General features: G+C 44.2%; 23 protein-coding genes. 7 read left to right on the top strand and 16 right to left on the bottom strand.

Features of this window, described 5'->3' with window-relative positions:
* The first annotated feature begins 8 nt into the window (after nucleotides 1–8).
* Together T426_RS0116540 and T426_RS0116535 are read left to right on the top strand one after the other, a co-directional pair.
* Nucleotides 9–2,252 (top strand): GH92 family glycosyl hydrolase, encoded by a 2,244-nt coding sequence (locus tag T426_RS0116540; protein ID WP_082229560.1) that lies wholly within the window; start codon nucleotides 9–11, stop codon nucleotides 2,250–2,252.
* A gap of 210 nt (nucleotides 2,253–2,462) precedes the next feature.
* Nucleotides 2,463–3,611, top strand: coding sequence for a lactonase family protein (locus tag T426_RS0116535; protein WP_025865702.1), 1,149 nt, complete (start codon nucleotides 2,463–2,465; stop codon nucleotides 3,609–3,611).
* A gap of 177 nt (nucleotides 3,612–3,788) precedes the next feature.
* Here T426_RS0116535 and T426_RS24065 read toward each other — a convergent pair whose 3' ends face one another.
* Nucleotides 3,789–4,082: an RNA-binding regulator gene (locus T426_RS24065; RefSeq protein WP_025865703.1), complete on the bottom strand. Its 294-nt coding sequence runs from the start codon at nucleotides 4,080–4,082 to the stop codon at nucleotides 3,789–3,791.
* Nucleotides 4,083–4,443: 361 nt separating this feature from the next.
* Here T426_RS24065 and tal point away from each other — a divergent pair, with 361 nt between their 5' ends.
* Nucleotides 4,444–5,400: a transaldolase gene (gene tal / locus T426_RS0116525; RefSeq protein ID WP_025865704.1), complete on the top strand. Its 957-nt coding sequence runs from the start codon at nucleotides 4,444–4,446 to the stop codon at nucleotides 5,398–5,400.
* Between the two features lie 36 nt (nucleotides 5,401–5,436).
* On the opposite strand, the gene T426_RS24060 is transcribed toward tal, so the two are convergent.
* Together T426_RS24060 and T426_RS0116515 are read right to left on the bottom strand one after the other, a co-directional pair.
* Nucleotides 5,437–6,009, bottom strand: coding sequence for a carboxymuconolactone decarboxylase family protein (locus T426_RS24060; RefSeq protein WP_025865705.1), 573 nt, complete (start codon nucleotides 6,007–6,009; stop codon nucleotides 5,437–5,439).
* An 85-nt stretch (nucleotides 6,010–6,094) separates the two neighbouring features.
* Nucleotides 6,095–6,706, bottom strand: a complete 612-nt coding sequence (locus T426_RS0116515; protein ID WP_025865706.1) for a class I SAM-dependent methyltransferase — start codon at nucleotides 6,704–6,706, stop codon at nucleotides 6,095–6,097.
* Nucleotides 6,707–6,837: 131 nt separating this feature from the next.
* Here T426_RS0116515 and fumC point away from each other — a divergent pair, with 131 nt between their 5' ends.
* Entirely contained in the window at nucleotides 6,838–8,238 is a 1,401-nt protein-coding gene (gene fumC, locus T426_RS0116510) for a class II fumarate hydratase (protein WP_027585981.1), read from the top strand.
* 93 nt (nucleotides 8,239–8,331) lie between these two features.
* Here the strand turns inward: fumC and T426_RS0116505 are convergent, their stop codons facing one another.
* On the bottom strand, nucleotides 8,332–8,931 hold the full coding sequence (locus T426_RS0116505; RefSeq protein WP_025865707.1) for a short chain dehydrogenase: 600 nt from the start codon (nucleotides 8,929–8,931) through the stop codon (nucleotides 8,332–8,334).
* A gap of 481 nt (nucleotides 8,932–9,412) precedes the next feature.
* On the opposite strand from T426_RS0116505, the gene T426_RS25255 reads away from it, so the two are divergent.
* On the top strand, nucleotides 9,413–10,534 hold the full coding sequence (locus T426_RS25255; protein WP_025865708.1) for a BF3164 family lipoprotein: 1,122 nt from the start codon (nucleotides 9,413–9,415) through the stop codon (nucleotides 10,532–10,534).
* A gap of 119 nt (nucleotides 10,535–10,653) precedes the next feature.
* Here the strand turns inward: T426_RS25255 and T426_RS0116495 are convergent, their stop codons facing one another.
* From T426_RS0116495 to T426_RS0116460, 8 genes are all read right to left on the bottom strand, one after another.
* Complete coding sequence (locus T426_RS0116495; RefSeq protein WP_199898686.1) at nucleotides 10,654–11,013, bottom strand: arsenate reductase family protein; 360 nt, start codon at nucleotides 11,011–11,013, stop codon at nucleotides 10,654–10,656.
* 124 nt (nucleotides 11,014–11,137) lie between these two features.
* Nucleotides 11,138–11,560: a DUF3788 family protein gene (locus T426_RS0116490; protein WP_025865710.1), complete on the bottom strand. Its 423-nt coding sequence runs from the start codon at nucleotides 11,558–11,560 to the stop codon at nucleotides 11,138–11,140.
* A gap of 169 nt (nucleotides 11,561–11,729) precedes the next feature.
* Entirely contained in the window at nucleotides 11,730–12,239 is a 510-nt protein-coding gene (locus T426_RS0116485; protein ID WP_025865711.1) for a PEGA domain-containing protein, read from the bottom strand.
* Nucleotides 12,240–12,763: 524 nt separating this feature from the next.
* Nucleotides 12,764–13,702 carry a cation diffusion facilitator family transporter gene (locus T426_RS0116480; protein WP_025865712.1) on the bottom strand — a complete coding sequence of 313 codons (939 nt, stop codon included), beginning with the start codon at nucleotides 13,700–13,702 and terminating at the stop codon, nucleotides 12,764–12,766.
* Nucleotides 13,703–14,602: 900 nt separating this feature from the next.
* Nucleotides 14,603–15,049, bottom strand: coding sequence for an acyl-CoA thioesterase (locus T426_RS24050; RefSeq protein ID WP_169737692.1), 447 nt, complete (start codon nucleotides 15,047–15,049; stop codon nucleotides 14,603–14,605).
* A gap of 26 nt (nucleotides 15,050–15,075) precedes the next feature.
* A complete protein-coding gene (gene ygiD / locus T426_RS0116470) occupies nucleotides 15,076–15,906 on the bottom strand; it encodes a 4,5-DOPA-extradiol-dioxygenase (protein ID WP_025865714.1) in 831 nt (276 codons plus the stop codon).
* Between the two features lie 83 nt (nucleotides 15,907–15,989).
* Nucleotides 15,990–16,523, bottom strand: coding sequence for a YceI family protein (locus T426_RS0116465; RefSeq protein ID WP_025865715.1), 534 nt, complete (start codon nucleotides 16,521–16,523; stop codon nucleotides 15,990–15,992).
* Between the two features lie 146 nt (nucleotides 16,524–16,669).
* The gene (locus tag T426_RS0116460; RefSeq protein ID WP_025865716.1) at nucleotides 16,670–17,497 is read right to left on the bottom strand and encodes a helix-turn-helix domain-containing protein; all 828 of its coding nucleotides are present in this window, start codon (nucleotides 17,495–17,497) and stop codon (nucleotides 16,670–16,672) included.
* A gap of 214 nt (nucleotides 17,498–17,711) precedes the next feature.
* Between T426_RS0116460 and T426_RS0116455 the strand changes: the two genes are divergently transcribed.
* Nucleotides 17,712–18,182, top strand: coding sequence for a hypothetical protein (locus T426_RS0116455; RefSeq protein WP_025865717.1), 471 nt, complete (start codon nucleotides 17,712–17,714; stop codon nucleotides 18,180–18,182).
* Between the two features lie 19 nt (nucleotides 18,183–18,201).
* Nucleotides 18,202–18,411, top strand: coding sequence for a helix-turn-helix transcriptional regulator (locus tag T426_RS0116450; RefSeq protein ID WP_025865718.1), 210 nt, complete (start codon nucleotides 18,202–18,204; stop codon nucleotides 18,409–18,411).
* Between the two features lie 70 nt (nucleotides 18,412–18,481).
* Here the strand turns inward: T426_RS0116450 and T426_RS0116445 are convergent, their stop codons facing one another.
* The 4 genes from T426_RS0116445 to T426_RS0116425 all read right to left on the bottom strand — a co-directional run bounded on the left by T426_RS0116445 (nucleotide 18,482) and on the right by T426_RS0116425 (nucleotide 23,785).
* Nucleotides 18,482–18,955, bottom strand: coding sequence for a DsrE family protein (locus T426_RS0116445; RefSeq protein WP_199898687.1), 474 nt, complete (start codon nucleotides 18,953–18,955; stop codon nucleotides 18,482–18,484).
* A 271-nt stretch (nucleotides 18,956–19,226) separates the two neighbouring features.
* Nucleotides 19,227–20,570: a B12-binding domain-containing radical SAM protein gene (locus tag T426_RS0116435; RefSeq protein ID WP_025865721.1), complete on the bottom strand. Its 1,344-nt coding sequence runs from the start codon at nucleotides 20,568–20,570 to the stop codon at nucleotides 19,227–19,229.
* Nucleotides 20,567–22,411, bottom strand: a complete 1,845-nt coding sequence (locus T426_RS0116430; protein WP_036984923.1) for a B12-binding domain-containing radical SAM protein — start codon at nucleotides 22,409–22,411, stop codon at nucleotides 20,567–20,569. The genes T426_RS0116435 and T426_RS0116430 overlap by 4 nt, the downstream gene beginning before the upstream one ends.
* Before the next feature lie 33 nt (nucleotides 22,412–22,444).
* Nucleotides 22,445–23,785, bottom strand: coding sequence for a radical SAM/SPASM domain-containing protein (locus T426_RS0116425; protein WP_025865723.1), 1,341 nt, complete (start codon nucleotides 23,783–23,785; stop codon nucleotides 22,445–22,447).
* Between the last annotated feature and the right edge of the window lie 397 nt (nucleotides 23,786–24,182).

The raw sequence follows: 24,182 nt of genomic DNA, 5'->3' as shown, positions 1-24,182 counted from the left end.
TGAGCGTGATGAAAATATTGAACGGCTGGCTTATTGGAATTTTCGTTTTACTGGTTGGATGTGTTGCTCAGGTTCAGGAACAGGGATCTGCAGTCAAATCACCGGTTGATTATGTCAATCCGTATATGGGAAATATCAGTCATTTGCTGGTGCCTACGTATCCTACCATACACTTGCCCAATAGCTTGTTGCGTGTTTATCCTGAGAGGGCCGATTATACGAGTGTCCGGCTCCACGGTTTGCCGCTCGAAGTAACGAGTCATCGTGGTGTTTCGGCGTTTAATCTGAGCCCTTTTCAGGGAAACCCGAAAGATGTCCAACCGGTGATTTCCTTTTCTTACGATCAGGAAAAGATTACGCCTTATTCTTATTCGGTTTACCTCGACGAGGCACAGATCGATGTGGATTTTGGCGTGGCGCATCAATCGGCCATGTATGCGTTGAAATTTGAAAAGGAGGACGCACCCGGACTGATTTTAAACTCGCTTAATGGCGGAATGAAATGGGACGGGAAAGCCATTTCCGGCTGGCAGTTGATTGGAAACGATACGCGTGTTTTCCTATATCTAATCCCGGACGAAAAGCCGGAGCAGGTTTCGGTTCTTGACAATGAGAAAATGCTTGCCGCTTCCGAAGCTTCAGGAAGAAATGCTTGTCTGGTGCTGAACTTCCCGAAAGGGACAAGAAAATTGCAGTTGTACTATGGCATTTCTTTCATCAGTGCCAGGCAGGCCGAGAAGAACCAGAAGCGCGAGGTTGCCGGGAAAACTGTAGCTGAAATTCAGGCGGAAGGACGAAAAATTTGGAATGAAGCGCTTGGCAAAATTGAAGTTCAGGGTGGAACGGAAAATGAGCGGACTGTTTTCTACACATCGCTCTACCGTTGTTACGAACGTCCGGTTTGCATTTCGGAAGACGGACGTTATTACAGCGCATTCGATCACCAGGTGCATTCGGATAACGGACGCCCGTTTTACACCGATGACTGGATTTGGGATTCTTACCGGGCATTGCATCCATTACGGATTCTGGTTAATCCCGAAAGGGGAAATGATATTCTGAATTCATTTGTCTGGATGGCGGAACAGATGCCGCATATGTGGATGCCGACTTTCCCTGAAATTACCGGTGATAGCCGCCGCATGAATTCCAATCATGGTGTTGCGTCAGTTTTGGACGCTTACCGGAAAGGCCTGCATGGTTTTGATTTGGAGAAAGCTTACGAAGCATGCAAGAGAGGAATTACGGAGAAAACGTTGGCACCTTGGTCGGGGAAAACGGCTGGTGCATTATCGGCTTTTTACCAGAAACATGGTTATATCCCTGCTTTGAAACCGGGCGAAAAGGAGACCATTCCGGAAGTTAATTTGTTTGAACGAAGACAAGCTGTAGCGGTTACATTGGGCACGTCGTATGACGAATGGTGCTTGTCGCAATTGGCCGATACGCTGGGAGAAGAAGCTGACGCAACTCGTTTTCTGAAGGCTTCATTTAACTACCGGAATCTGTACAATCCTCAAACGCAGTTTTTTCATCCGAAAGATGCTGAAGGAAATTTCATCGAGCCATTTGATTATCGTTTTTCAGGTGGTGTTGGCGTAAGGGATTATTATGACGAGAACAATGGATGGACGTACCGTTGGGATGTTCAGCACAATATTCCGGATTTGATTAATCTGATGGGCGGGAAAAATGCGTTTGCTCAAAATCTCGATGCGTTGTTTACGACGCCTATGGGTAGAGGGAAGCGCGAATTTTATACGCAGCTGCCTGATCAAACCGGAAACGTGGGGCAGTTTACAATGGCCAACGAGCCATCGCTCCATATTCCTTACCTGTACAATTATGCCGGGCAACCCTGGAAAACGCAGAAATTGGTTCGAGCACTGTTGCATGAGTGGTTCCGGAATGATTTGATGGGCGTTCCCGGCGATGAAGACGGCGGCGGCCTATCGTCGTTTGTTGTGTTCTCTTCGATGGGATTTTATCCGGTTACGCCGGGAAAGCCAGTCTACAGCATAGGAAGTCCTTTATTCACTGATGTGAAAATTCATTTGGCGAACGGAAAGACATTTGAGATAGAGGCGAAAAATGCTTCCGAAGAAAACAAATATATCCAGTCGGCAACGCTCAATGGGAAACCGTTGAATGAACCTATTCTAAGTCATTTTGACTTGTTGAACGGCGCTAAACTGGTACTTGTCATGGGCAACCGGGCAAACCGAAGTTGGGGTGCTCACCAAAAGCCATAATTATTTTTCAAGCGAAAGCTTGTCCTAATCACCAAAGCTTGATGAAGGACTGTCTTGACAGGGACAGTCCTTTTCTTTTTGAGAGGTGAGGGAGTGACCGGTAACCAGCATTTCCTGTTTTTTCAACAGTAAGTGCTTTCATCCTTATTCAGACTGAATATAAGCCAGACAAATTCGTTACCTTTAGACAAAATTTTAAATGCTGATTCCATGAAGAAAAATATCTTTCTCCTGTTAATGGCGGGTGCTGCTGTTTTCGCCGGTCCGGCAAAGAGCCTGGCTCAGGATAACTCAAAATCTGGAATGATGTTTTATATCGGAACTTACACTGACGGAAGCGATAGCAAAGGAATATATCGCTGCGAGCTGGACCCGAAAAGCGGTCAGCTGGAGAACTATGCATTGGCCGGAGTTTCGGTTAATCCATCTTTTGTAACGCTAACTCCTGATGGAAATTACTTGCTGGCTGTTCAGGAAAAAAATACGGCTGTAGGTAATACCCAGGGATATATCGAATCGTTTGCCGTAGATAAAAGTACGGGGAATCTGAAAGCCATCAATAAGGAGCCCAGTGGTGGCGCCGATCCTTGTTTTGTGAGTGTGAATCCGGAAGGTTTCGCGTTGACAGCTAACTACTCAAGTGGCAGTGTCGGTTTGTTTCGTCTGAATGGTGACGGAACCATTAGCAAAGCATTGTATGTAAGTCAGCACGAAGGACACGGACCCAATGTTAACCGTCAGAAGGGACCCCATGCGCACAGTTCGTATTTCGGGCCCGGTGGAAAACGCATCTTTGCAGCCGATTTGGGAACCGACGACGTGTATGTTTATCGTCTCGATGCCGATAACGGAAAACTGGTGCCGTGCAAAACTCCTAAAATTCCGATGGCTCCCGGAGCCGGACCGCGTCACATTGCTTTTGGCCCCAACGGACAGAATATGTATGTGATTAGCGAAATGGGGTGTACCGTTACACGAGTGGCAATGAAAGATGATGGAGGATTTGACGTGAAAGAATCGGTTTCTACGCTTCCCAAAGGCTACGACGGAGAAAACACCTGTGCCGAAATAGCTATTTCGCCTGACGGAAAATATCTTTATGCATCTAATCGGGGCCTGGACAACATCGTTATTTTCTCTATCGATCCGCAAAGCGGAAAACTGACAGAGAAAGGAACGGAAGGAGTGAGGGGAAAAACACCCCGGAACTTTACGTTATCTCCTGACGGAAAATTCGTTTTGGTGGCCAATCAGAATAGTAACAACATTGTGGCGTTCCGACGCAATCCGGAAACCGGAATGTTGACCTATACCAGCGAAATAAAAGCACCGAAACCTGTTTGCCTGTTATTCCGGTAAACGGAAAGGAAAAGATACACAAAAGGCTGAACAAATAAATGTTCAGCCTTTTTGTTTTCTAACCTGTCGTTTGTTATTAATCAATAATAGCTGAATGTGTAAACGAATAACTCATTTTCCCACATTCGCTGGCAATATAAGGAAAATCGAATGGAATACAAGGGATACTCAATGAGTTCAACGGTAATTGCCCCTTTGTTCATAACCACCGGTTCGGCGAGGTCTTTCCTTTTTCTCAGTCGCCAGGTTAACAATCACTTTTCGGCCACTAATTTCGGAACCGTTCAATGACTGAATGGCTTGTTCGGCCTCTGTACTATCCGGCATTTCAATAAAACCAAAGCCTTTACTGCGACCGGAAAACTTGTCCATGATAATTTTCACAGAATCAACCGCACCATAAGCTTCAAATATACTTCGTAATTCATCTTCTGTAATATCGTACTGAAGACTGCCAACATAAATATTCATCTGACATTAGTTTTAGTTAGACGTCGTATAAGTTACGGAGTTTTATGCTACTTACCCAAAATATTGAAAATTTATGTAGGAAAAGCAAGCCGCAAGTCCCGCATGCGATAAAAATCATGCTGCATGCTGCCCGAAAAAACTAGCTTTAAAACGGAAAGATTGAAAACGTTTTAGGGTTTGTGGGCATCCTATGCGAATGATGACTTTGGATTACTCATTCGAAGTTGAAACGAACTCTATAGAGGCTAATCTGTTGTAGTTCGTAAAAGTCGTTGATATAAGAACACCGGTTATTTGTTTGGCAAACAGATCCAATGATTACCGGAAATAAGTGAAAAGTCGTATTAAAAAACATACACAAATGAATTTACTGGAACAATTAAAGAAAGTAACAACTGTTGTAGCCGATACAGGCGATTTTGAATCGATGAAGGAGTTCAAGCCTCAGGACACGACGACCAATCCGTCACTGATTTTGGCAGCCACCGAAGATTCGAAGTATGATTCGCTCATTCATGATGCGGTAAAATATGCGAAAGAGCATGGAGGCAGTAAAGCGGAGCAATTGACCATTTGCATGGATAAACTGTCGGTGAATTTTGGACGGGAAATCCTGAAGATCGTTCCCGGTCGTGTTTCCACGGAAGTGGATGCCCGTTTGTCATTCGACACGGCAGCAACCATCGCGAAAGCCCGTACCCTCATTCGTCTGTACGATGAGGTAGGAATTCCCAAAGAAAAAGTGTTGATTAAAATTGCATCGACATGGGAAGGAATTGAGGCGGCAAAAGTACTTGAGCAGGAAGGCGTTCATTGTAATCTGACACTGCTGTTCAGTATGTCGCAGGCCATCGCCTGTGCCGATGCGGGAGTTACCTTGATTTCACCTTTCGTTGGTCGAATTTACGACTGGTACAAAAAGGATCGCGGAGTAGAGGACATCCCGGTGGAAGAAGATCCGGGCGTGGCCAGCGTAACCGATATTTTTACCTACTTCAAGAAATTCGGGTACAAAACGGAAATCATGGGTGCCAGTTTCCGCAAAGCGGAACAGATTATCGAGCTGGCGGGTTGTGACCTGTTAACGATTTCGCCTAAATTACTAAAGGAGTTGGAGAGCAGAGAAGGAAAACTAGAGCGTAAACTTCGTCCGGAAGACGTGAAAGATGCCGATATTGAAAAGCTGATGCTGGACGAGAAGTCTTTCCGTTGGATGCTGAACGAAGATGCGATGGGCACCGAAAAACTATCCGAAGGGATTAGGAAATTCAGTGCCGATATTGTGAAACTGGAGAAGAAGGTGATGGCCTTTCTCTAAAATAGTTCGACGATGAAAACAAAAAACCGGATGGAATTACTGTCCGGTTTTTTGTTTCATTGCCGGAAGTAAAGGAGCCAGAAACGGAAAATGTATGATAAAGAAAACAAACTCGAACAGCAGGTTGCTGCCATGAGCTCGTTCACCTTTGAAACGCGAAAGGAATGCGTCGAAGGTGTTTCCGGATAAATTACCCCAGAAAATGAATCGAATATTGAGCAGGATATCCTCAGCCTTTTCTTTACCGTAGTAGTCATACAGGCGTTTCACGCTTTCCGGATCGGGTTTTCTGTTTGTCTCGGCATAATGCTGTGCAAACAGTAGCGCGACAGTTTCTTCCTCCCGGACAGATTGGCCCAGTTCCTGTTCCAGAATCTCCCTGATTTCGACAGAGGCAGTACCTTGTTTCAATGCTTGCCTGGAATGAAACCATGAACAATACCGACAGCCATTCACACTGGTAACTGCCAGCATGATGCGCGTGGCGAAATCATCGGGAATGCGCTGTGCTTTTTTGGCTTGCTTAAAGGCTGGAAATGCCTTCATCAAACCGGCCACATCTTTACGGTAAGTCTGAAAAGTATAGATTCGCTTTTTGAACTCTTTCATTTATTTATCTTTCGTTGCAGCTGCTCTTATTTAACCGGTTCCGGAAGTCTTTGTGTTTTCCGGAAAGCCGGATAAGATAAGTCTGCTATGCTTTTTGGGCAATGAGTGAAAAGAGTGGGAACTTGCTGGAATGATCATCCCGCTTTCTTTCTAATTCGTAGAAAATCTCATAGTGAAGAGGCTCCAGGCCTTGCTCTTTTAGTAGTTTTGAAAGTTCGGCCTTGTCAAAACCTTTGTGTCCGGTAAATCCACTACCGTGAAAACTGCCGTCTTCTTTCACCAAATCGCCAATGCACAACTTTCCGCCCGGTTTTAGCAAACGATGAAAAACCTTTAGAATTTCCGGTAAGGATTCAATATGGTGCATAGTCATCAGCGTATAAATAGCGTCGAACGGACCGATATCGGGAGTGCTTTCCAGTAAATCTACTTTTAGCGGAACGAAATGGGAGAGTTGCTCTTTCGCTATCTTCTCTTTCAAGACGTCAATCATGCCTTCCGAACTATCGACCAGGACAATGGTGCCGAAATCATCTTTCAGTTGGTAACTGAGCAGGCCGGTTCCGGCTCCGAATTCCAGGGCACTCATTTCAGGCTTCGGTTGTACCTGTTCGGCAATTGTTTTTGCGAAAGCCGTGGCTCTTTCTGTTTTTATCGGGTCATCGTCCCAGGTGCGGGCGCGTTCATCAAACGACATGGTTTTACTTTTTAAGTGTTTTTGACAATTGGTTTACTCAACGATTGCCATTCCGGTTTGTTCAGTAAATACAGGTCCATTTTGCATGAAATATGCCGGAAAGCAAAAGTCCGGTACAAAATATACAGAATATGGAAAAGTTCAGAACCGAAACCGACTCAATGGGCGAAATTCAGGTTCCTGCCGAACATTATTGGGGAGCTCAAACCCAACGCTCGTTTCAGAATTTTCAAATCGGAACCAAACGTTTTCAATGGCCGTCATCGCTTATCCGGGCACTGGGCATTGTGAAGAAAGCAGCAGCGCAGGCAAATGAGGAACTCGGTGAACTGCCGTCGGACATTGCGGGTAATATTATGGCTGCCGCCGAAGAGGTTATTACTGGCCGAATGGACAGCGAATTTCCGTTGGTCGTCTTCCAAACCGGTTCCGGAACACAGTCGAACATGAATGCCAACGAGGTGATTGCTAATCGCGCTATCGAGATGATGGATGGTGAGATGGGCAGCAAGCAACCGGTGCATCCCAACGACCACGTCAACCGCAGTCAATCCTCCAACGACACGTTTCCCACAGCAATGCATATTGCTTTAATAGAAGAGCTGCACAAACGCCTTTTCACGAGTGTTGAGTTGTTGCGAAAAACGCTGGCAGATAAATCGGAACAGTATCAATCGATTGTGAAAACGGGACGTACCCATCTGCAGGATGCCACGCCGCTGACGGTAGGACAGGAGATGAGCGGCTGGGTGGCCCAGCTCGATTTTGCCATGGAAGGCATTCGCGCTTCACTTCCGGGATTATACGACCTAGCCATTGGGGGAACGGCAGTAGGTACCGGATTGAACACCCATCCGCAGTTTGCCATGCGGGCGGTGCATTTTATCTCCGAAATTACCGGACATCCTTTCCGGAGTGCTCCGAATAAGTTCTTTGCCCTCTCTGCCCACGATGCACTGGTGCAGACTTCAGCAGCCCTGCGGACCCTGGCCGGCGCCCTGATGAAGATTGCCAACGATGTCCGCTGGCTGGCGTCCGGCCCGCGTTGCGGCATTGGCGAATACAATATTCCGGCTAACGAGCCGGGGTCGTCCATCATGCCCGGCAAGGTGAACCCAACCCAAAGCGAAGCGCTCACCATGGTTTGTGCCCAGGTGTTTGGTAATGACGCTACTGTCGCTTTCGCGGGAAGCCAGGGAAACTTCCAGCTCAATGTGTACAAACCGGTGATGGCACACAATGTACTGGAAAGCATTACGCTGCTGGCGGATGCCTGTCGCTCGTTCAACGACCACTGTGCGGTGGGTATCGAGCCCAATCTGCCCCGCATTAACGAGAATATTCAAAAGAACCTGATGTTGGTAACTGCCCTGAACCGGCACATTGGCTACGATAAAGCTGCACGAATTGCCAAGAAAGCGCATGTGGAAGGGAAAACCTTGCGGGAAGCAGCGCTGGAACTGAAATATGTTTCAGAAGAAGAGTTCGACCAGTGGGTGGTTCCGTTGGAGATGACGCATCCGCATGAATGAGAGAAAGAAAAAAGCCTCGCCGGGTAATCTCCCGGCGAGGCTTTTTTATGATATTAGTGTAGGGTCAGAACATGTCCTGACTTTTCAAAATCATTAATACAAACGGATAACTTCCCCTGTAACGTATCCTTCTACACTACGAAGATAACCACTCACGGTCCGTTTCATGGTGACCGGCAGATGACCAGGGAAAAGTTGTCCCTGGCGTTCAGCGGCATCTTCCACCAAACCGGGAGCTACCACATTGATGCGCAGTTCTCGTTTCAGTTCCCGGGCTGCGGCTATCACAAAGCTGTGGATTCCTCCGTTTACCATTGAAGCACCTACCGATCCTTTCACCGGGTCTTCGCCCAAAATGCCGGTGGTCAGCGTAAACGAACCGTTATCTTTCAGGTACCGCTGTCCGATGCGCACCAGGTTAACTTGCCCCATCAGTTTGTTGCGGATGCTGATGTAAAAGTCCTCTTCAGTCAAATCTTCAAAATTGCCCCACTTGGTGGCGCCGGCAATGGAAATGACAGCGTCCAGGTTGGGAACATCCTGAAACATCTTCTCGATAGAGCCTTCGGAGGCTAAGTCCACGGTGACATCACCGCTTTTTCGCCCGGCAACAATTACCTCGTGCCGTTTCTTCAATTCTGCTGTTACCTTATTGCCAATGGTGCCGTTCCCACCGATAATCAATATTTTCATCTTGCTGTTTCCTTTTTAAGCCGGATAATATATTCCGGCGTGTGTTTGCAAAAGGTAAACGGTTGATTCGGAATTTGGTTTGATGATTGCGATGATCTTTTCCAAGGCTCCAAACTTTGGAAAAGTTTATTATGCCTAAGGGTTTTTGTAGGAGTAGGACATGTTCTTACCTACGGGGCCACTATCAAAATCTTATGCCATTTTTAGGAGCATATAGAGGAGTTCCAATCTTTCTACGTTTCTCTTTCCATCTTTCTACTGTTCTTTTTTGATCTTTCTACTTAGAAAGGTGGATCACTTCTACTTAGAAGTTTTCAAAAAGAACAGTAGAAGTTTCTGAACTTATACGTAGAAGTTTTGAGTGGCATAAAAACAATCATCCTGTTTGTTAGCAACAATTCCGACTAATGTGTAGTCCATGCTGCTTTCCAGAGGAGTAAATTTATGTTATATTGCGTGAATACCTAACGCTATAATCGACATGAATGGAAGAATACTGGTCCTCCTGGTAGTATTTACTGCTTTTTCCTGTAAGGGACATAAACAAACGAAATCCGAACAGTCAGACGTTGTCGTAAACAAAGCTGATACAGTTCCATTGTCGAGGATAACACCTCTGGAACCCGGAGGAATTCATTTGACCGAAAAGGCTTTTGGACCGGTAATTGACCTGAAAGGAATATCGCACCCGGTAAAGGAGGTTTTCAGGGTAGTCGAAAGCCAAATGCTGGCCGAAGATAGTTTACTATTAGTTAAAACCCGGTATAATGATCACCTGTTTATGGCCTATTCGCTTCCCGGGTTTCGGTTCATCAAATCATTCGGTCGGCTGGGGCAGGGCCCTGATGAATTCCAGTTTCCCAGGATGTTTAAATCCCGGAATTCAAAACGTTTGGCCTATGTTTTTGAGACTACCCGGAACAAACTCTATTCTCTCGACAGGGATTTTGTAACGAAAGAGCTCAAATTAGCCATGCCTGCCTCTTTTCACCAGATGTACTCTGACAAACAGATGCAATGCATCGACGATTCGACCTTTGCCTATGTGGAATCGGTTAAAGGCGGGAAAGGTATTTTTAAGCTAAGCCTGCGTGGCGATTCGGCGACGGCAAAGAAACTGTATAATCTAACTTTTTCAGAAAAGCTGAAAAACTGGGCGGCTTATATTGGCGATTTTGGCTTAAATCCGGATAAAAAGCGCATGGTATTTGCTTACAAGCAGTTTAACCGGCTGGTATTTGTCGATTGTGATTCAATGAAAACCCGGACCCTGATCTTTGATGATTCAAAGGACCACAAGTTCAACACGAAAGACGTCATGAGTCCGGCCAACATAACTTATTTCTGGGGTATTTCGCCGCAAAGGAAGTATGTTTACCTGCTGTATAGTGGGCGGACCCCAATTGACGTCATGAAGGCAAATAACCATGGAAATGAGTTCATATACGTTGAACAATTCGACTGGAACGGAAATCCGGTGCACAAATACAAACTCGATCACTGGGGGTATTTCTGCGTAAGTGAGGACGAAAACACCATCTACCTAAGCTCAACCGTTGACGAGAATCCGTTTTATAGTTACGATATACCCAACGAGAAATAATATAGACCGAGTTTATTGGAATGGAGCAACATTTTGATTCGTCGCTTCCACTTATCATCGTCAGACTTAATCCAAGGCTTTTACGTGCACTTTTCCAAAGTTTGGAGCTTTGGAGAAGTCTATCGTTCCAACGCCTCCTTAATCGCTTCCACTGTCTTTTTTGCATTCCCAACAAACAGTTGACCATCGATTTCGAAGACGGGGCGTTTCAGGAAAGTATAATCCAACAGCAGTAGTTTCTTGTAATCAGCATCGCCGGTAACCGGATGCTCAGCCAGGGCATCTTTTAGTTTTCGGGCCCGTTTGTTGATCAATTCCTCATAGCTGCCGGTTTGTTGGTAAAAATGCTCTACCTGTTCTTCGGTTACGGGATGGAATTTAATGTCCTGCTGTTCAAAGCTGTCGTCGACACCCACTTCTTTCATGATTCGCTTGCTGGTGTCACAGGTTGAGAGATAATATACTTTTCGCTGCATCATTATTCTGGTTTTGGGCGGGAAGATAGGGAAAGTGAAAATAAAACAAAAATCAGGCAACCTTTTGCAAAGGTATAACCGTTTTTATGGCTAACATCGAAGTGGTTTAATAAAAGACAGTTGATCTTTATTTTAACCGCTTTTTGTACTCAACGATGGTAAGCAGATCTTTCAATTGTTCTTTCCCGGTGACGTTGATGACTAGTGGAATCAGTTTTCCGGTTAGTTCCTTTTGGTCGAACTCGCTTTTAATCGCATCGTCGATGTCAAGTTCCATCACACCGGGCTTTGTTTTTTTGGTGAAGTAAAATGCCGTTTTGAAATATTGATTCCACACCGAAAGCCAGAATACCGTTTTCTTCTTGAACTGTACTTTGCACAACCATGCCTTCCCGTCTTTGTAGTAGTTCCATCCGGCTAACAATTCATAAGGCGGCTCAGCAACGGTTTTCATCAACTCATCGAAGGCATCGTAACTGTCACCGAGTACGTTTGCCAATACCTCATCTGATGGGGGAGTGTTCGGGTCTTTTAGTTGTATGGTTTCCATAAAAAAAAGCTTATTGGTTAATGTTTGTATTTAGCTATGGAGCTACCATGAAATTACACATTGCTATTATAATAATCCTGAGAATACGACAAAATATTCTGCTTCTTAATAACAAGAGGACAGCAACTTGATGCGAATTTTGTTGCTGTCCTCTTTGTGTTGTTGGCGGTTAATTTACTTTTACTAAGTGCGATTTCATGTTATCCGGAACATCATTGATATTCATGATTTTCATTTCCGGTTTTACTTCAGCTGTCGTACCTGCTGCCGGACTTAATGTTTCATTTATGAATTTGCTGTCAATTTTCCACATGGCGCCGGTAATTGGGTCGACAATCAGCATGCCGAGCAAACCTCCAATCAGAATATTTCCGAAATACCATCCGTCAATCTTGAAGGTTACCGGAATAACTTTGTCTTCATAGCCTTCGCTGGAAAATCGGACCTGGTACTCAGCTTTGGCAAAGAATCCATCGCCGGCACGTAGTCGTACCGTTGCGGGTGTTCTTCCCATATATACCTGGTATCCGTTTTTGTTGGTAACGGTTACCTTGGCATTGTTGGGGGTACTGTTTATCGAAAGCGGATAAGTGCTCGAACTAACGATTGAAGCACAACTCGTAAACAAAAAGGAAAAGGCCAGTACAATGGCGGTTAATTTGATGAAATTACGTTTCATTTATAAATCATTAAGAAATTAATTAATTGTTTAGGTCTTATATTCTCTTAAACAAACCTGTGTATTGTTCTTACCTGTCACATGGATACTTGATTATATAGCAATGTGGGTAATTGGTTAATTTCTTGTCATTTTGTTATCTGAAGAATAAAGATTGGCAGTTTCTGTTTTTTGTTGGTTCTGCTTTATGGGGCTAAAATAGCAAAAATCCCAATATCTTATTGTTCATAAGCCAATACATACAGTCGCTCATCAATGGCTAATTTCCGTTCATCCCAGATTTTCGCACGTTCGGCACATGAAATCGAACGTTCACCACCAAAATTGCACTATTTGGAATTATTCTAAGTTAAGGGAATTATGCCTCTTCAGCCGGTTCGTAATTTTTCCGGAACGGTCGAAGGAGTTTTTTTGTTCCTGGGAATTGGTTTTTGGTCAGGACCTTCTTAATTCGCTGGCCTTCGAAATCGTCAGGACCAGTGTCGATGATTTCCCGGCCTATGCTGATGAATATCTCAATAGTGCTAACGATTGTTTAGAGGTGCTGACACGGTTTCGTGAACGCGCTCATAATAGGGTTCGATGTGTACCCCGATGTGTGTCTGGCGTCCGTATTTGTCGCGCAATTGCCGCTCTACTTCGGTGGCAATCATGTGGGCCGCTTCCACGGAAAGTTCTTTGTCGACCTTGACATGTACTTCAATGGCAAAATAATTCCCGATTTTTCGGGTCCGTAAATTGTGACAGGCTTTTACACCCGATACTCCCTGGATGATTGCCGTAATTTCATCCTCCACTTTTTTGGGCAATGAATTCTCGAGCAACTCTTTCACACTCGGATTCGCCAGGTCCCAGGCAACTTTTACAATGAAAAAACTAACGATAATGCTGGCAATGGGATCGAGTACCCGCCATTTCTCGCCCAGGAAAATAGCCCCGGAAATTCCGATAGCGGTTCCAACCGACGAAAATGCGTCGGAGCGATGATGCCATGCATTGGCGACCACCGCCGAGCTGTTGATTCTTTTACCTGTTTTGATGGTGTACCAATACAATCCCTCTTTGAAAAGAATGGATACCAGGGCAGCTATAAGTGCAATCATTCCGGGTTGGGTAATGATTTCTCCTTTCAGGGCGCTGATGACCTCTTTTAAGCCGGTCCAGAAAATGCCGAGACCTACCACCATTAATCCGAAACTAATCAACATGGTGGCAAATGTTTCAAATTTTCCATGTCCGTAATGATGATCCCGGTCCCGCTCTTTGCTGGATGCCCGGATGAATACCATGACAATGATGTCGGTAACGAAATCGGAAAGCGAATGAATGCCGTCGGCCAGCATGGCACCACTTTTCCCAATCATCCCGGCCATTATTTTACCGACGGACAACAACAGGTTGGTGAAAAATCCAACCAGTGTCACCTTAGTCACCTGTTTTAACCGTGCAGTGTTCTCAACCATGAATGCTCTTCCGAATGTTATGTTTCCTGCTAAAGGCGCATGGATGTTAAAATTACGCCAAATTCTCTGATCTATACAATTAAATAATGTTTGATTGATTCTATATATGCCGGTTCGGGCAGGGGCGAAGCCAGACGTTTACACCCTATTACCGATGGGATGGTTTCTATTGTTGAAGAGTTACAGGTTATGTTTTGAGGTTCGGCTTTATTGTATTTTTCATTTCTCATTGTTAATTACTCATTGATTTGAGGGTTTCAGGTATTGCTCTCATCTTCCCACTTTCTCACATTCAGTTGACCCGGAGCGTTTCTGTTGTTGGAAATGTTTCTGTGGTTTCTATCGTTAATCCCCGCCAGACCGGAAAACCTTATTCTTTATTTGTCAAACCTTAGTAACCATGCAATTCTTAATAGCCCCCAACCTTATTAACCTTATGGATGTGGCATTGTTGCAACAATCATGAATAAGGTCAATAAGGTTTTTTGTTGTGGGGTGCGTGAATAGTTACTAGGGTTAAAAACTGAAAAATAAGGTTTTAAAAAAACAGCTCCGCCTTCATTACCCTCGAAACAACCGGAGTTTCAATTGACCATAGGGCATGCGATAGTGCACAAACATAGGAGGGGGAATGAAAGGGGGAAGAAAAATTTATGGTGAATTTCAGATCACAGGTTAAATGGGTTCCTATTGTCACCCTGCCAGGCTGAAGGCCTGAAACCTCAAAGCCCGGGGTAAGGCATTTCGACGAACGTCGGGATGACGCCACTCCGGGTTGCATACACGCGATAGCCAGAGGCGCACGTTATGGTCAAAATTGAAATGAACCGCAAAAGGGCACAAAGACCTTCGTCAAAATATCACCACCGATTACCTGCCAACTATGATGACCGTTGCCGGTTATTCCCGGTTTTTACCAATGTGTTTATTTTCCAGTTGTTCGATGATTTCCCTCAGCTCGGCCGTGACGGGACTCTTGGCATTTTTCTCGAAATCAAACATTACCATTACATCCTGGGCATCGGCGGCTATTTCTCCTTTGTCATTTAGTATTTGGTGATAAATGCCGAAGCTTGTTTTCTTGATGAAATTGATACTGGACCTGATGGTGATATCGCCCGGATAGAACAGCGGCTGTATGAAATCGCATTTACAGGACGCGACAATGGGACCCTTTTTCTCGGTGCTGTATGATTCTACCAGGCCAATGTGCTCCATATAATTCACACGTGCCGTTTGGATGTACCGGAAATACGAAATGTTATTCACATGGCCGAAGTAATCAAGGCCACTCCAGTCAATTTTCCGTGATAGTTGTAAGGGGAATTCGGTGTCGGTTATACGCATGTTTTTATTTTTGAGTGAAACTTTCATCAGGTTTTATCAATCTTCACGGAAGTCATCGACAGCGAACCGGCCATTGTCTGGTCGTTGAACAATGTTACCTGCTCATTTTGTTCTTTCAAAGCCAACACGTATAGTAACGGCAGATAATGTTCGGGCGTGGGAATAGCTAGCCGAAAAGCGCTGCCTTGCGAACGGACATTGATTAATTGCTGGTGATTGTCGTCCAGAATATACTGTTTCATTTTCTCATTAGCTTCCAGCGCCCAGTCGAAACCAAAACTCTCATCGAGCTTATCCCAGGCTATCCGACGGAGGTTGTGTACCATGTTTCCGCTTCCGATAATCAGCACACCCTTTCGGCGAAGGGGAGCCAGTTCTTTGGCCAGGTCGTAATGCTCCTTCGGTGACCGGAAGTAATTGAGGCTCATTTCCACTACCGGCACATCAGCTTCGGGGTACAGATGCTTAATCACACTCCAGGCTCCGTGGTCGAGGCCCCATTTCTCGTCCATCCCAACTTCCGTTTGATGAATGAGCTGTTGCGTCTCTTTTGCCAGCTTCGTACTTCCGGGTGCCGGATACTGCACATCGAACAACGCTTTCGGGAAACCGCCAAAGTCGTGAATGGTCATGGGTTTTTCCATGGCCGTCACAAAAGTTCCCCGGGTTTCCCAATGTGCCGATATGCACAAGATGGCTGCCGGCTTGGGAATGGTTTGGCCCATGTCGCGCCATCCGGTTACAAACTCGTTCTCTTCAATGGCGTTCATCGGACTACCGTGACCTAAGAACAGCACAGACATAGGCGCTGTGCTGTCCGGGCGTGTGGTTATATTATTGAATGTATTCAGCTTCATGGCTGCTCCTTCCGTAGGCCAATTGGCCCATCTGTTTCAAAGATACTCTCTTTTCATGACAGACTATCAGCCTGTCTGAACGTTTACGCTTCCTGCCGTACAAACTGTACTTCGGCGCTGATTCTAACCTGGTCGCTCACCAACACGCCACCGGTTTCCAGTGCGGCATTCCAGTTCAGTCCCCAGTCTTTCCGGTTGATTTTTCCTTCGAGCGAAAAACCGGCTTTCTCATTGCCCCACGGGTCTTTGTTCACGCCACCAAATTCGACATCAAGAGTTATCTCTTTGGCAATACCTTTGATCGTCAACATACCGGTGAGTTTGTAGTCATCATCATCAACCTGTTCAAACGAAGTACTTTCGAACACCAGTTCCTTGTGATTTTCCACGTCGAAAAAGTCAGGGCTTTTCAGGTGAGTATCGCGGGTATCTTCATTGGTAAAGATGGATGATGCGTCGATGGTTACCCTGACCGGTGATTTGGTCAAATCTTCACCGTCAATTTCCGCCTGAAATTTCCGGAATTCGCCTTTCACGTTGGTAATCATCATGTGTTTTACTTTAAACATCAATTCGCTGTGCGAAGGGTCGGCGACCCATTTTGTTGTTGCTTTCATTTTTATCGTTTTTAGTTGTGATACATCTTGTTTAAATTCATGATGTAAAAGTACACGCACGACATCAGCAGTGGGTAACAGTATTCGGAAATAGTGTGGTCTTTTTAGGAAATGAAGGAGGGAAGCGTTTGTTAAGGCAATGCAACCTATATCTGTTGCCTCATCTCTTCGCGGAACTCGCCGGGCGTTTGCCCCGATTTCTTTTTGAAAACCCTGGTAAAGTAGGACTTCTCCTGGTAGCCCAGTTCAAAGCCTATCTCGGCAATGGTTTTATCGTTCGTAATCAACAGGTTCTTGGCTTCGATGAGTTTTCGTGTTTCAATGATTTCGGAAACGCTTTGGTTGAGGATGTTCTGACAAATCAGGTTCAGGTTCCGCGAGGACATGAATAGTTTTTCTGCGTAAAACTCCACGCCCTCGGGCCGGCGATAATTCTCTTCCAGTATCTTCAGAAAGTTCTTGAAGGTGATGTTTTGGGTTTTCTGTATGGTCTCGCCAGTCGGGCACAATTTCTTTCGTTCCGATTCAATCATGATAAACAAAGCGCTCAGCAAGTGCTGTATAACGGCATAGTTCGGCTCGGGCTGTTGCTTCTCGTTGTAAATCATTTCACACAAATCGGGCATGCGAAAGAAGCAACCGTTCAGTTCCATCTTTACGTTCGCATGGCCATGATAATAGGAGTAAAGCTGAAAGGTTGTTTCCGGAATAAACTCGCTTTTAAAGCGGATGACCCATATCTTGCATTTGCCATCCTTCAGTTTGGGAACCACCCGGTGCACTTTTCCCTTGGTGACGAAGCTGATGAACGGAGCGTTGATTTCAACGGATTCATAATCGATAAAATGGTCGAGGGAGCCTTCCACACCTACCAGCAGCTCTTCAAAGTCGTGCTGATGAGGTTCATTGTCCGACGCCGCTATTTCCCTAACTCCTTCCTCTGTGAGTTTGTATATATCGAAGAGTTGCTTCATGGTTACCAAAGATAAAGAATCGGACCTTTTTCCATGTATGGCGCCTGCAATTATTTGTAATGTCCTCCTTTTGGTATAACTCATCCAATTGTTCCCGTCTGTAGCCAAACTGAAAAGATGTACAATCATTGTATGCTATTAAAATAGTAAAGTAAGTTTGCTAATATGTAAAGTGAAGTTTACATTTGGTTGTTCATTTTAAACCAACAAATCCATGAAAACTTATTTGCCTTACTATTTTAGAAGAATTGGTATTGCCTTTGTTTTTGTAGCTGTCGTCCTTTCTACTATAGCCAATATAGATGCGGCTGTAAGTGGATTCCAGAGAGGTTACAGAAATGGGCATAACGTGCTAGAGCATAGTTATGTGGAAGGCAAATCGGCTAATCATCAAATCATTTCAGCCGAATTGAAGAAAACACTTACCTGGGTGAGCCTCTCTTTTTCGTTTGCCGGCTTTCTCCTTTATATGTTTTCCAAAGAGAAAGTGGAAGATGAATTTATTGAACGCCTCCGTTACATGAGTCTGGCTAAATCGCTGCTGATAACGTGGTTGATTACATCGGCATTGCTGATTATTCACGGAGAGTTGCAACTGGAGGGATTTTATATTCTGCAATTCCAACTGTTCCTGTATGTGGTGATTTATAATTACTACAAGAAGTGGAAATTTATGGTTGCCTAACCTGATAAAAGATTGTGTTGTGAAAAATACGCTAAAAGTGGAGCGAGCCAAAAAGAATCTTACGCAGGCTGATTTGGCGAAGCTGATTATGGTAAGCCGGCAAACCATTAATGCTATCGAGTCGGGGAAATATGTTCCATCATCGGTGCTTGCATTGAAGATAGCACACATCTTCGAAACAAGCGTTAATGAGATTTTTGAATTGGAAGAGTCTGATTGGGCTAAATAATAAGCCACCCGCGCAGGATGGATAATCATCCTGTTGTGGGTGGCTTTGGCTATTTGGTTCAATTCGGATTTCAATAATCCAATGTCACAATGCGTCCTTTCGTAAAATTGAAGAATTTGTCTTTTTGCGCTACCTGAACGCCTTCCATTAAATCGTCCGGTGTGTAGCCGGCAATCTTCAGACAGGTGGGACAAGCCATTACCGGAACGCCTTTTTTAACCAGTTGCTTCACGTAGGTTTGGAACGATTCGAAGTCAGCGAAGGTCATGTCCTTGGCATCTTTCACCAGCAGTTCCACCGCGTGAATATCCATGTAAACCACTACGTCCTTGTCCATGGCCATCATTACGGCCATTTTCAGCGGCATTAATACCCGGTGCGGGTCGTTGTAGCCCTGGGTGATATGAATGAATACGCCGTCGCGTGGCGCTTCAGCCTGTTCAACCATTGACTTTTGTGCGTCAGTCTCTGTTCCCGATTTGGGGCTCTGATTACAGGAAGCAAGCAGTAATCCAATCAATAAAAGCAATCCCAATTTTTTCATAATTGTTGTTATTTGGTTAATGAAGTGATTGCCTTGCGGCATTGTTAGCTGTTTGAATAATGAATGGTTGGTCACGGTTTCAGGTTTAGAAACTCAAAATACGGAAAACCCGTGAAATGGTGATGAATATGGAATAAGTTATTGGGCAGGAAATAAAAAACTTCGCTGAAAAATTGGCTTCTGCATAGGTTCCGGCACCTTCCGGTTTATCGGTATTGTTCAATTTTCTGCATGACAGTTCTCCATTATGCCCGGGAATCAATCGGGGCAATTAACCGACAAAGGTCAGGATATCTGAAATCTGACTTTCCAATTCGGTTTGGGACATGTGATGATTTTCAGGAATAAAGTCATTGGGCGAGATAATGGGATCAGGAGGGTAGCATTCGTGAAACATGCCCGATTGATTACGTTTGATGGTTTGATGCTGAATCCGATTGAGTTTTATCTCTCCGCGGATGTATTGTTCCCACAATGCCGACCCCGGGTATATGACCAACGGGCCGGTATAAGCATCAACTCCTTTTTCTTTCAGGTTTTTAACGAACCTGGCTGTGCTCCACATACTCTTTTTTGTTTCACCCGGAAACCCAATGATCGTAGACACTTTTATATTGATTTCTTGTTCAGCCAACGCCCCGATGTTTTCGCTTAATTGTTGAATGTACCGTTCCGGGCTCCTGCTTTTTTTCATCAATACCAACGTCTCGTTATCAGTGCTCTCAACGCCCATAAATACTCCGACACATCCGGCTGGTTTTAACTTCTTAATAATTGCCTTGTCGATATTATCGGCCCGGATTAAGCACGACCAGTATATCTTTATTTCACTTTCTGCTAGCAATTCCAAAAATTGCGATATCCATTGTCCCTTCATCGGGAAAAAGTTATCGGCGAAATTGATGTATCCCACATCGTACTTTGTTTTCATGCTCCGGATGTGTTCAACTGCCTGTTGAGGCGTCAGCCGTCGGTATGGAGTGTAATGTAATCCACAAAAAACACATTGATAGATGCATCCTCTGCTGGTTTCGACAAAGAGGGAACGTGTATCGACATTGATAAATTGGTCATAGCTGGGGGTAACCGAAAGACCGGACTCAATGGGTGCCGTTCTTACTAAATCATCCGATGCTTCGGAGTAAACCCCGGTTATTTTTTTTGTTTCGTTTCCACGAATAAAATGATGAAGGAATTTCGGAAAACTATTTTCTGCTTCGCCAACGAAAACATAGTCGATATCTGTCGTCGCGTTCAAAATGTAGTTGGCTGTATAAGTGTCCCTGATTCCACCGGCCATTATTTTCAGTCGGCTTGCTTTCTGTTTCAATTGTTCAGCCAGTTTGAAAGCGAAGGGAATACTTACTCCCCACAACGAAAGACAGACCAAATCTGGTTTGTAGTTCATGACGAGTTCAGTAATCTCCTGCAATATCACCTGGTTGCCTGTGCCATTTTGCTTGTACTTTTCAAACGAAGGCATCAGGTTGCCATCTACACAAATATGATCTATCTGATGCTTTTTCAGGATACCGGACAACGTGGCCAGTGTAAGTGAAGGCAGCGACGGGCTTTTGTCGAAGGAATTAGGAGGGCTGATTAATATTACTTTCATAGTTCCCCCATGTTTACGACCGACAGATAGTTATCATCATTGGCATACAACAGTTTTTCCCTGGTAAGCCTTTCAATGCTGTTCATAGCTGTATGTTTTGAATACCCCTTCTGTGTGGAAAATTGGAGCAACTCTGCGCGATTCATTATCGATGTGTTTGTTAAGGAGAGTATCTCTATTTCGGTTTTCGAGAGCGGAATTTGTTTGACCACTGAGTTGTTCGCGTATTCGGTATAAGTACCTGTCTTTTTGTCTACTGAGTAATGGTACGAAAGCGATTCCATTTCAGTTGCCTTTTCTTTAAATGTAAGCCACAAATGGTGATTCGAAGTTCTGCTTTTGGTATTGAAGAAAAACAGAAACCGTCTTTCACCTGAGATATACCGTTCGGGAACAAAAATGCCGTAACCATCCGGTTCATATTCGTTTTTTTCCTCATCGTTCATCTGTCTATAATAAGAGGAACCTTTCGCAAGTTGAAACTTATTGAAGCATAGCTCTACATTGTTGGGAATATAGAAGCGCAAACAGTACAGGTTGTCGATGGCGTTCTCTACATCTCCCGGCGTTTCGTCGGGGATGCCCATGATGATGCTGTAGGTGATGTGAAAGTTGGAATTCAGCATTGCTACGTTCTTCAGGAAAAGCAGGTTCTCAATAAACCGGTTTTTCTTTCTCATTTTAATTAACAGATCATCAGACGTTGCTTCAAATCCGGCCTTGAGCTTTAAATGACAAACAGAATGTAACGCCCGTAAATGGTCGTAGTTAACAGTAGAAGGAGTCAACCAGGTTTCCATTTCCATTTTTGGGTTGAGCGAATTCTCGTTGAGTATATTGGAAATTTTAAGCAGCCGGTCGGAACCATCTGGATTGAAATCATCATCAGTGGCGTAGAAGGACGATATGTGGTGTTTGTTAAACTGATACGCTATTTCATTGGTAAGACTTGCTGCCGAACGTTCGAAATACTGAATGCCCTGGGTTGCCACGCAAAACCGGCAACGGTTCCAACTACAACCTCTTGTTCCATCGAGCGGCAATCGTATCCCGATGTGTTCCGGCATTTTGACCAACCGGATAGCCTGAAAGAAATCGGAATAATCCGGGAAAATTGTTTCCCGGAAGTCTGGTTTTGGGAGTTTCTGGATGGTGCTTTGCGTAATTTGTGCGCCCTGGCGGTGAAACAAGTTGGGGACCATGTGATAATTTGGTTCCGGGGAATTCATCTCATTCATTAGTTGCCATGAGGAATACTCACCTTCGCCGTACAGGCAAAAATCAATATGCTCACTCATCGAGATAAATTCGCGGGCGCTGTCCTTACGGGTGAATCCTCCTGCAATGGTTTGTACTTCCGGTTTTATTTTCTTCATGAACTTTATAAGCTCAAGGCCGTAAATCCATTCATAGTATTTGGCTGAAATACCAAAAAGAAAGTTGGAGTGCGTATCAGCGATTTGCTCTAGTTTTGATGCTATTAATTCGTCTATCTTATTTTGAATGTTTGTTATTGCGGAGGTTATTATAAAATCGTTGGGTAAATCGTTCTTCCTTAAATAGCCACTGAAATTGTCAAGCAAAAGCTGTTGTTTATGTGCATCGTTTATGTTTAGCCGGTATAAAAAAGGAAGCATTGGTAAAACGGAAATATCGTTCGCTGTCTTGTTGTCCAGCTGAATCGGCAAACTTTTGGTTATGCACTCAAGAATCAACAGGTTCCAGTAAATTATCTTCACGCTGTAGCCCTGATATTCTAAATACGATTTCAGTATGGACAAAGATGCCGACGGCATATCCATATTCCCGGGAGGCAGGCAGTTTAAGATGATCGTATTCATGCGAGGCATTTCACGTACTTTCGTGTGGCTGAATCACTCAGCTTTCACCTTTCTATTGGCTTGTTTTAACCGGTAATACCTTTCAAGTCCGATGAGCTGGTAAATCCGGGGTAGTAGTTCTTTGTAAAGCCCACAATGAGGTGATTTTCCATTAATTCGATATAATGGACAACCACCCGAACAGACATATCGGTAAGAGCAACTTTCACAGTCGTCGTGTAGCTGGGTATGTCTGTGCTGTTTTGTCTGAATATTCTGAATCAAATCTGTTTCATCGAAAACCGACCCGGAATCCTCTCCATTACCCAGTTCCTGTTGGCAGAAATAAATTTTGCCATCGGTGTATAATCCACCACTCATGAAACCGGCGCTGCAAGGGCGGTAGGAGGGAGACAGAAAGCGCAAATCGTCCAGGTGGTGATTTCGGGCGAAAGCATAGGATGAATCTTTGATGTATCGTTCAAATATGTCATAAACCTCAAATAGCTTCTTTTTAAGTTTCGCTTGATCAATTTCTTCGCCGGTAACAATCGAAAATCGGAACGGGATATTTTTCTTTGCCAGGTAGTGAGCCAGTTCGGGAAGCCCGTCAAGGTTCCGGTTTGATATGACGGTCATGATGATTATCCGGCTATGCCCGGCTTCCAGCAACGTGTTGATGTTTTTGTCGACGATATGGAAACTGCCCCGATTGTTTTTAAAATGCCTTGTTTTATCATGAAATACGCCGAATCCGTCGAGTGATATACTTGTGTATAGATTTTCTTGTTGTATGAAGCTCACTATCTCCTGGTTTAGCAGGGTTAGATTGGTCAGGAATCCAATGTTCGTTTTACAATCCCTACTTTTTAGCTCGCTTTTAATCTTTAATATAGCCTCCTTCACCTGGTGGAACCGGAGTAATGGTTCCCCTCCCGAAAACCTCAGTGATATTTCAGCTAAGTTTCGTTTCTCTACCAGCGTGACAATTTTTTGGATAAACTTTTCCAATACATCGTCCCTGATACTTTTATTTTTTGTTTTATCGATATAACAATACGGACAGTTAAAATTGCAGGCATCTGTGGTGTGTACCCAAAAGTCAATATTCCGTGCTTCGGTTGGGAGTTGAGGTTCTGTAAAATCAGGAGAATAACCGATTAGTTCAATTTCGCCGAAAATATCCAGAAGCTGGACGATTACTTCTGTCGGATAGCCTGTTGCGTTCACTATTTCTTCGATACTTGTTTGGCCATCCATTTCTCTCAGCACAGCAACCTGTTGTTCGTTTAATATTTTGATTCCATTATTCACGCCTGGATTGAGGGCCAGATAAAAGTTCTCTTTGACGGGTATAATTTGAGACCGGGGATTTCGGAAGACAGTTTTATTCATAAAACAGGAAGTTAGCTGGTGTCTCAACAGGAATATTTAGGTAAGGGTGATATAAAAATCCCCGCAACGTTTTATCCGCTACGGGGATAAAATCTTAGTTTGACTCTTTAGTGACAATGAACCGTACAATCGGCGTTGCAGTCATCCATTTGACAAACATTTTCTTGATTTTCTAGGAGATCATTAAACAGAATAGAATTCATAAAGCTAAGGTTTAATGGTTTTTAACTTATGTTTATTACGTGCATTAAATGCATGCTTAATAAATTTAACTAAAAAAATCGTTCGTTCGAGTCGAACGGTTTATTTATAGATTCTCTAAATAAACACTCCCAAAATGTACGGCAGATAGATCTATTTAATGTTCCATAAAAAGGGATATTCAGTTTTCACTAAG

The organism is Prolixibacter bellariivorans ATCC BAA-1284 (assembly GCF_000621705.1).
In the GTDB taxonomy this organism is placed as follows: domain Bacteria; phylum Bacteroidota; class Bacteroidia; order Bacteroidales; family Prolixibacteraceae; genus Prolixibacter; species Prolixibacter bellariivorans.
This window is presented reverse-complemented; position numbering and strand designations above follow the sequence as displayed.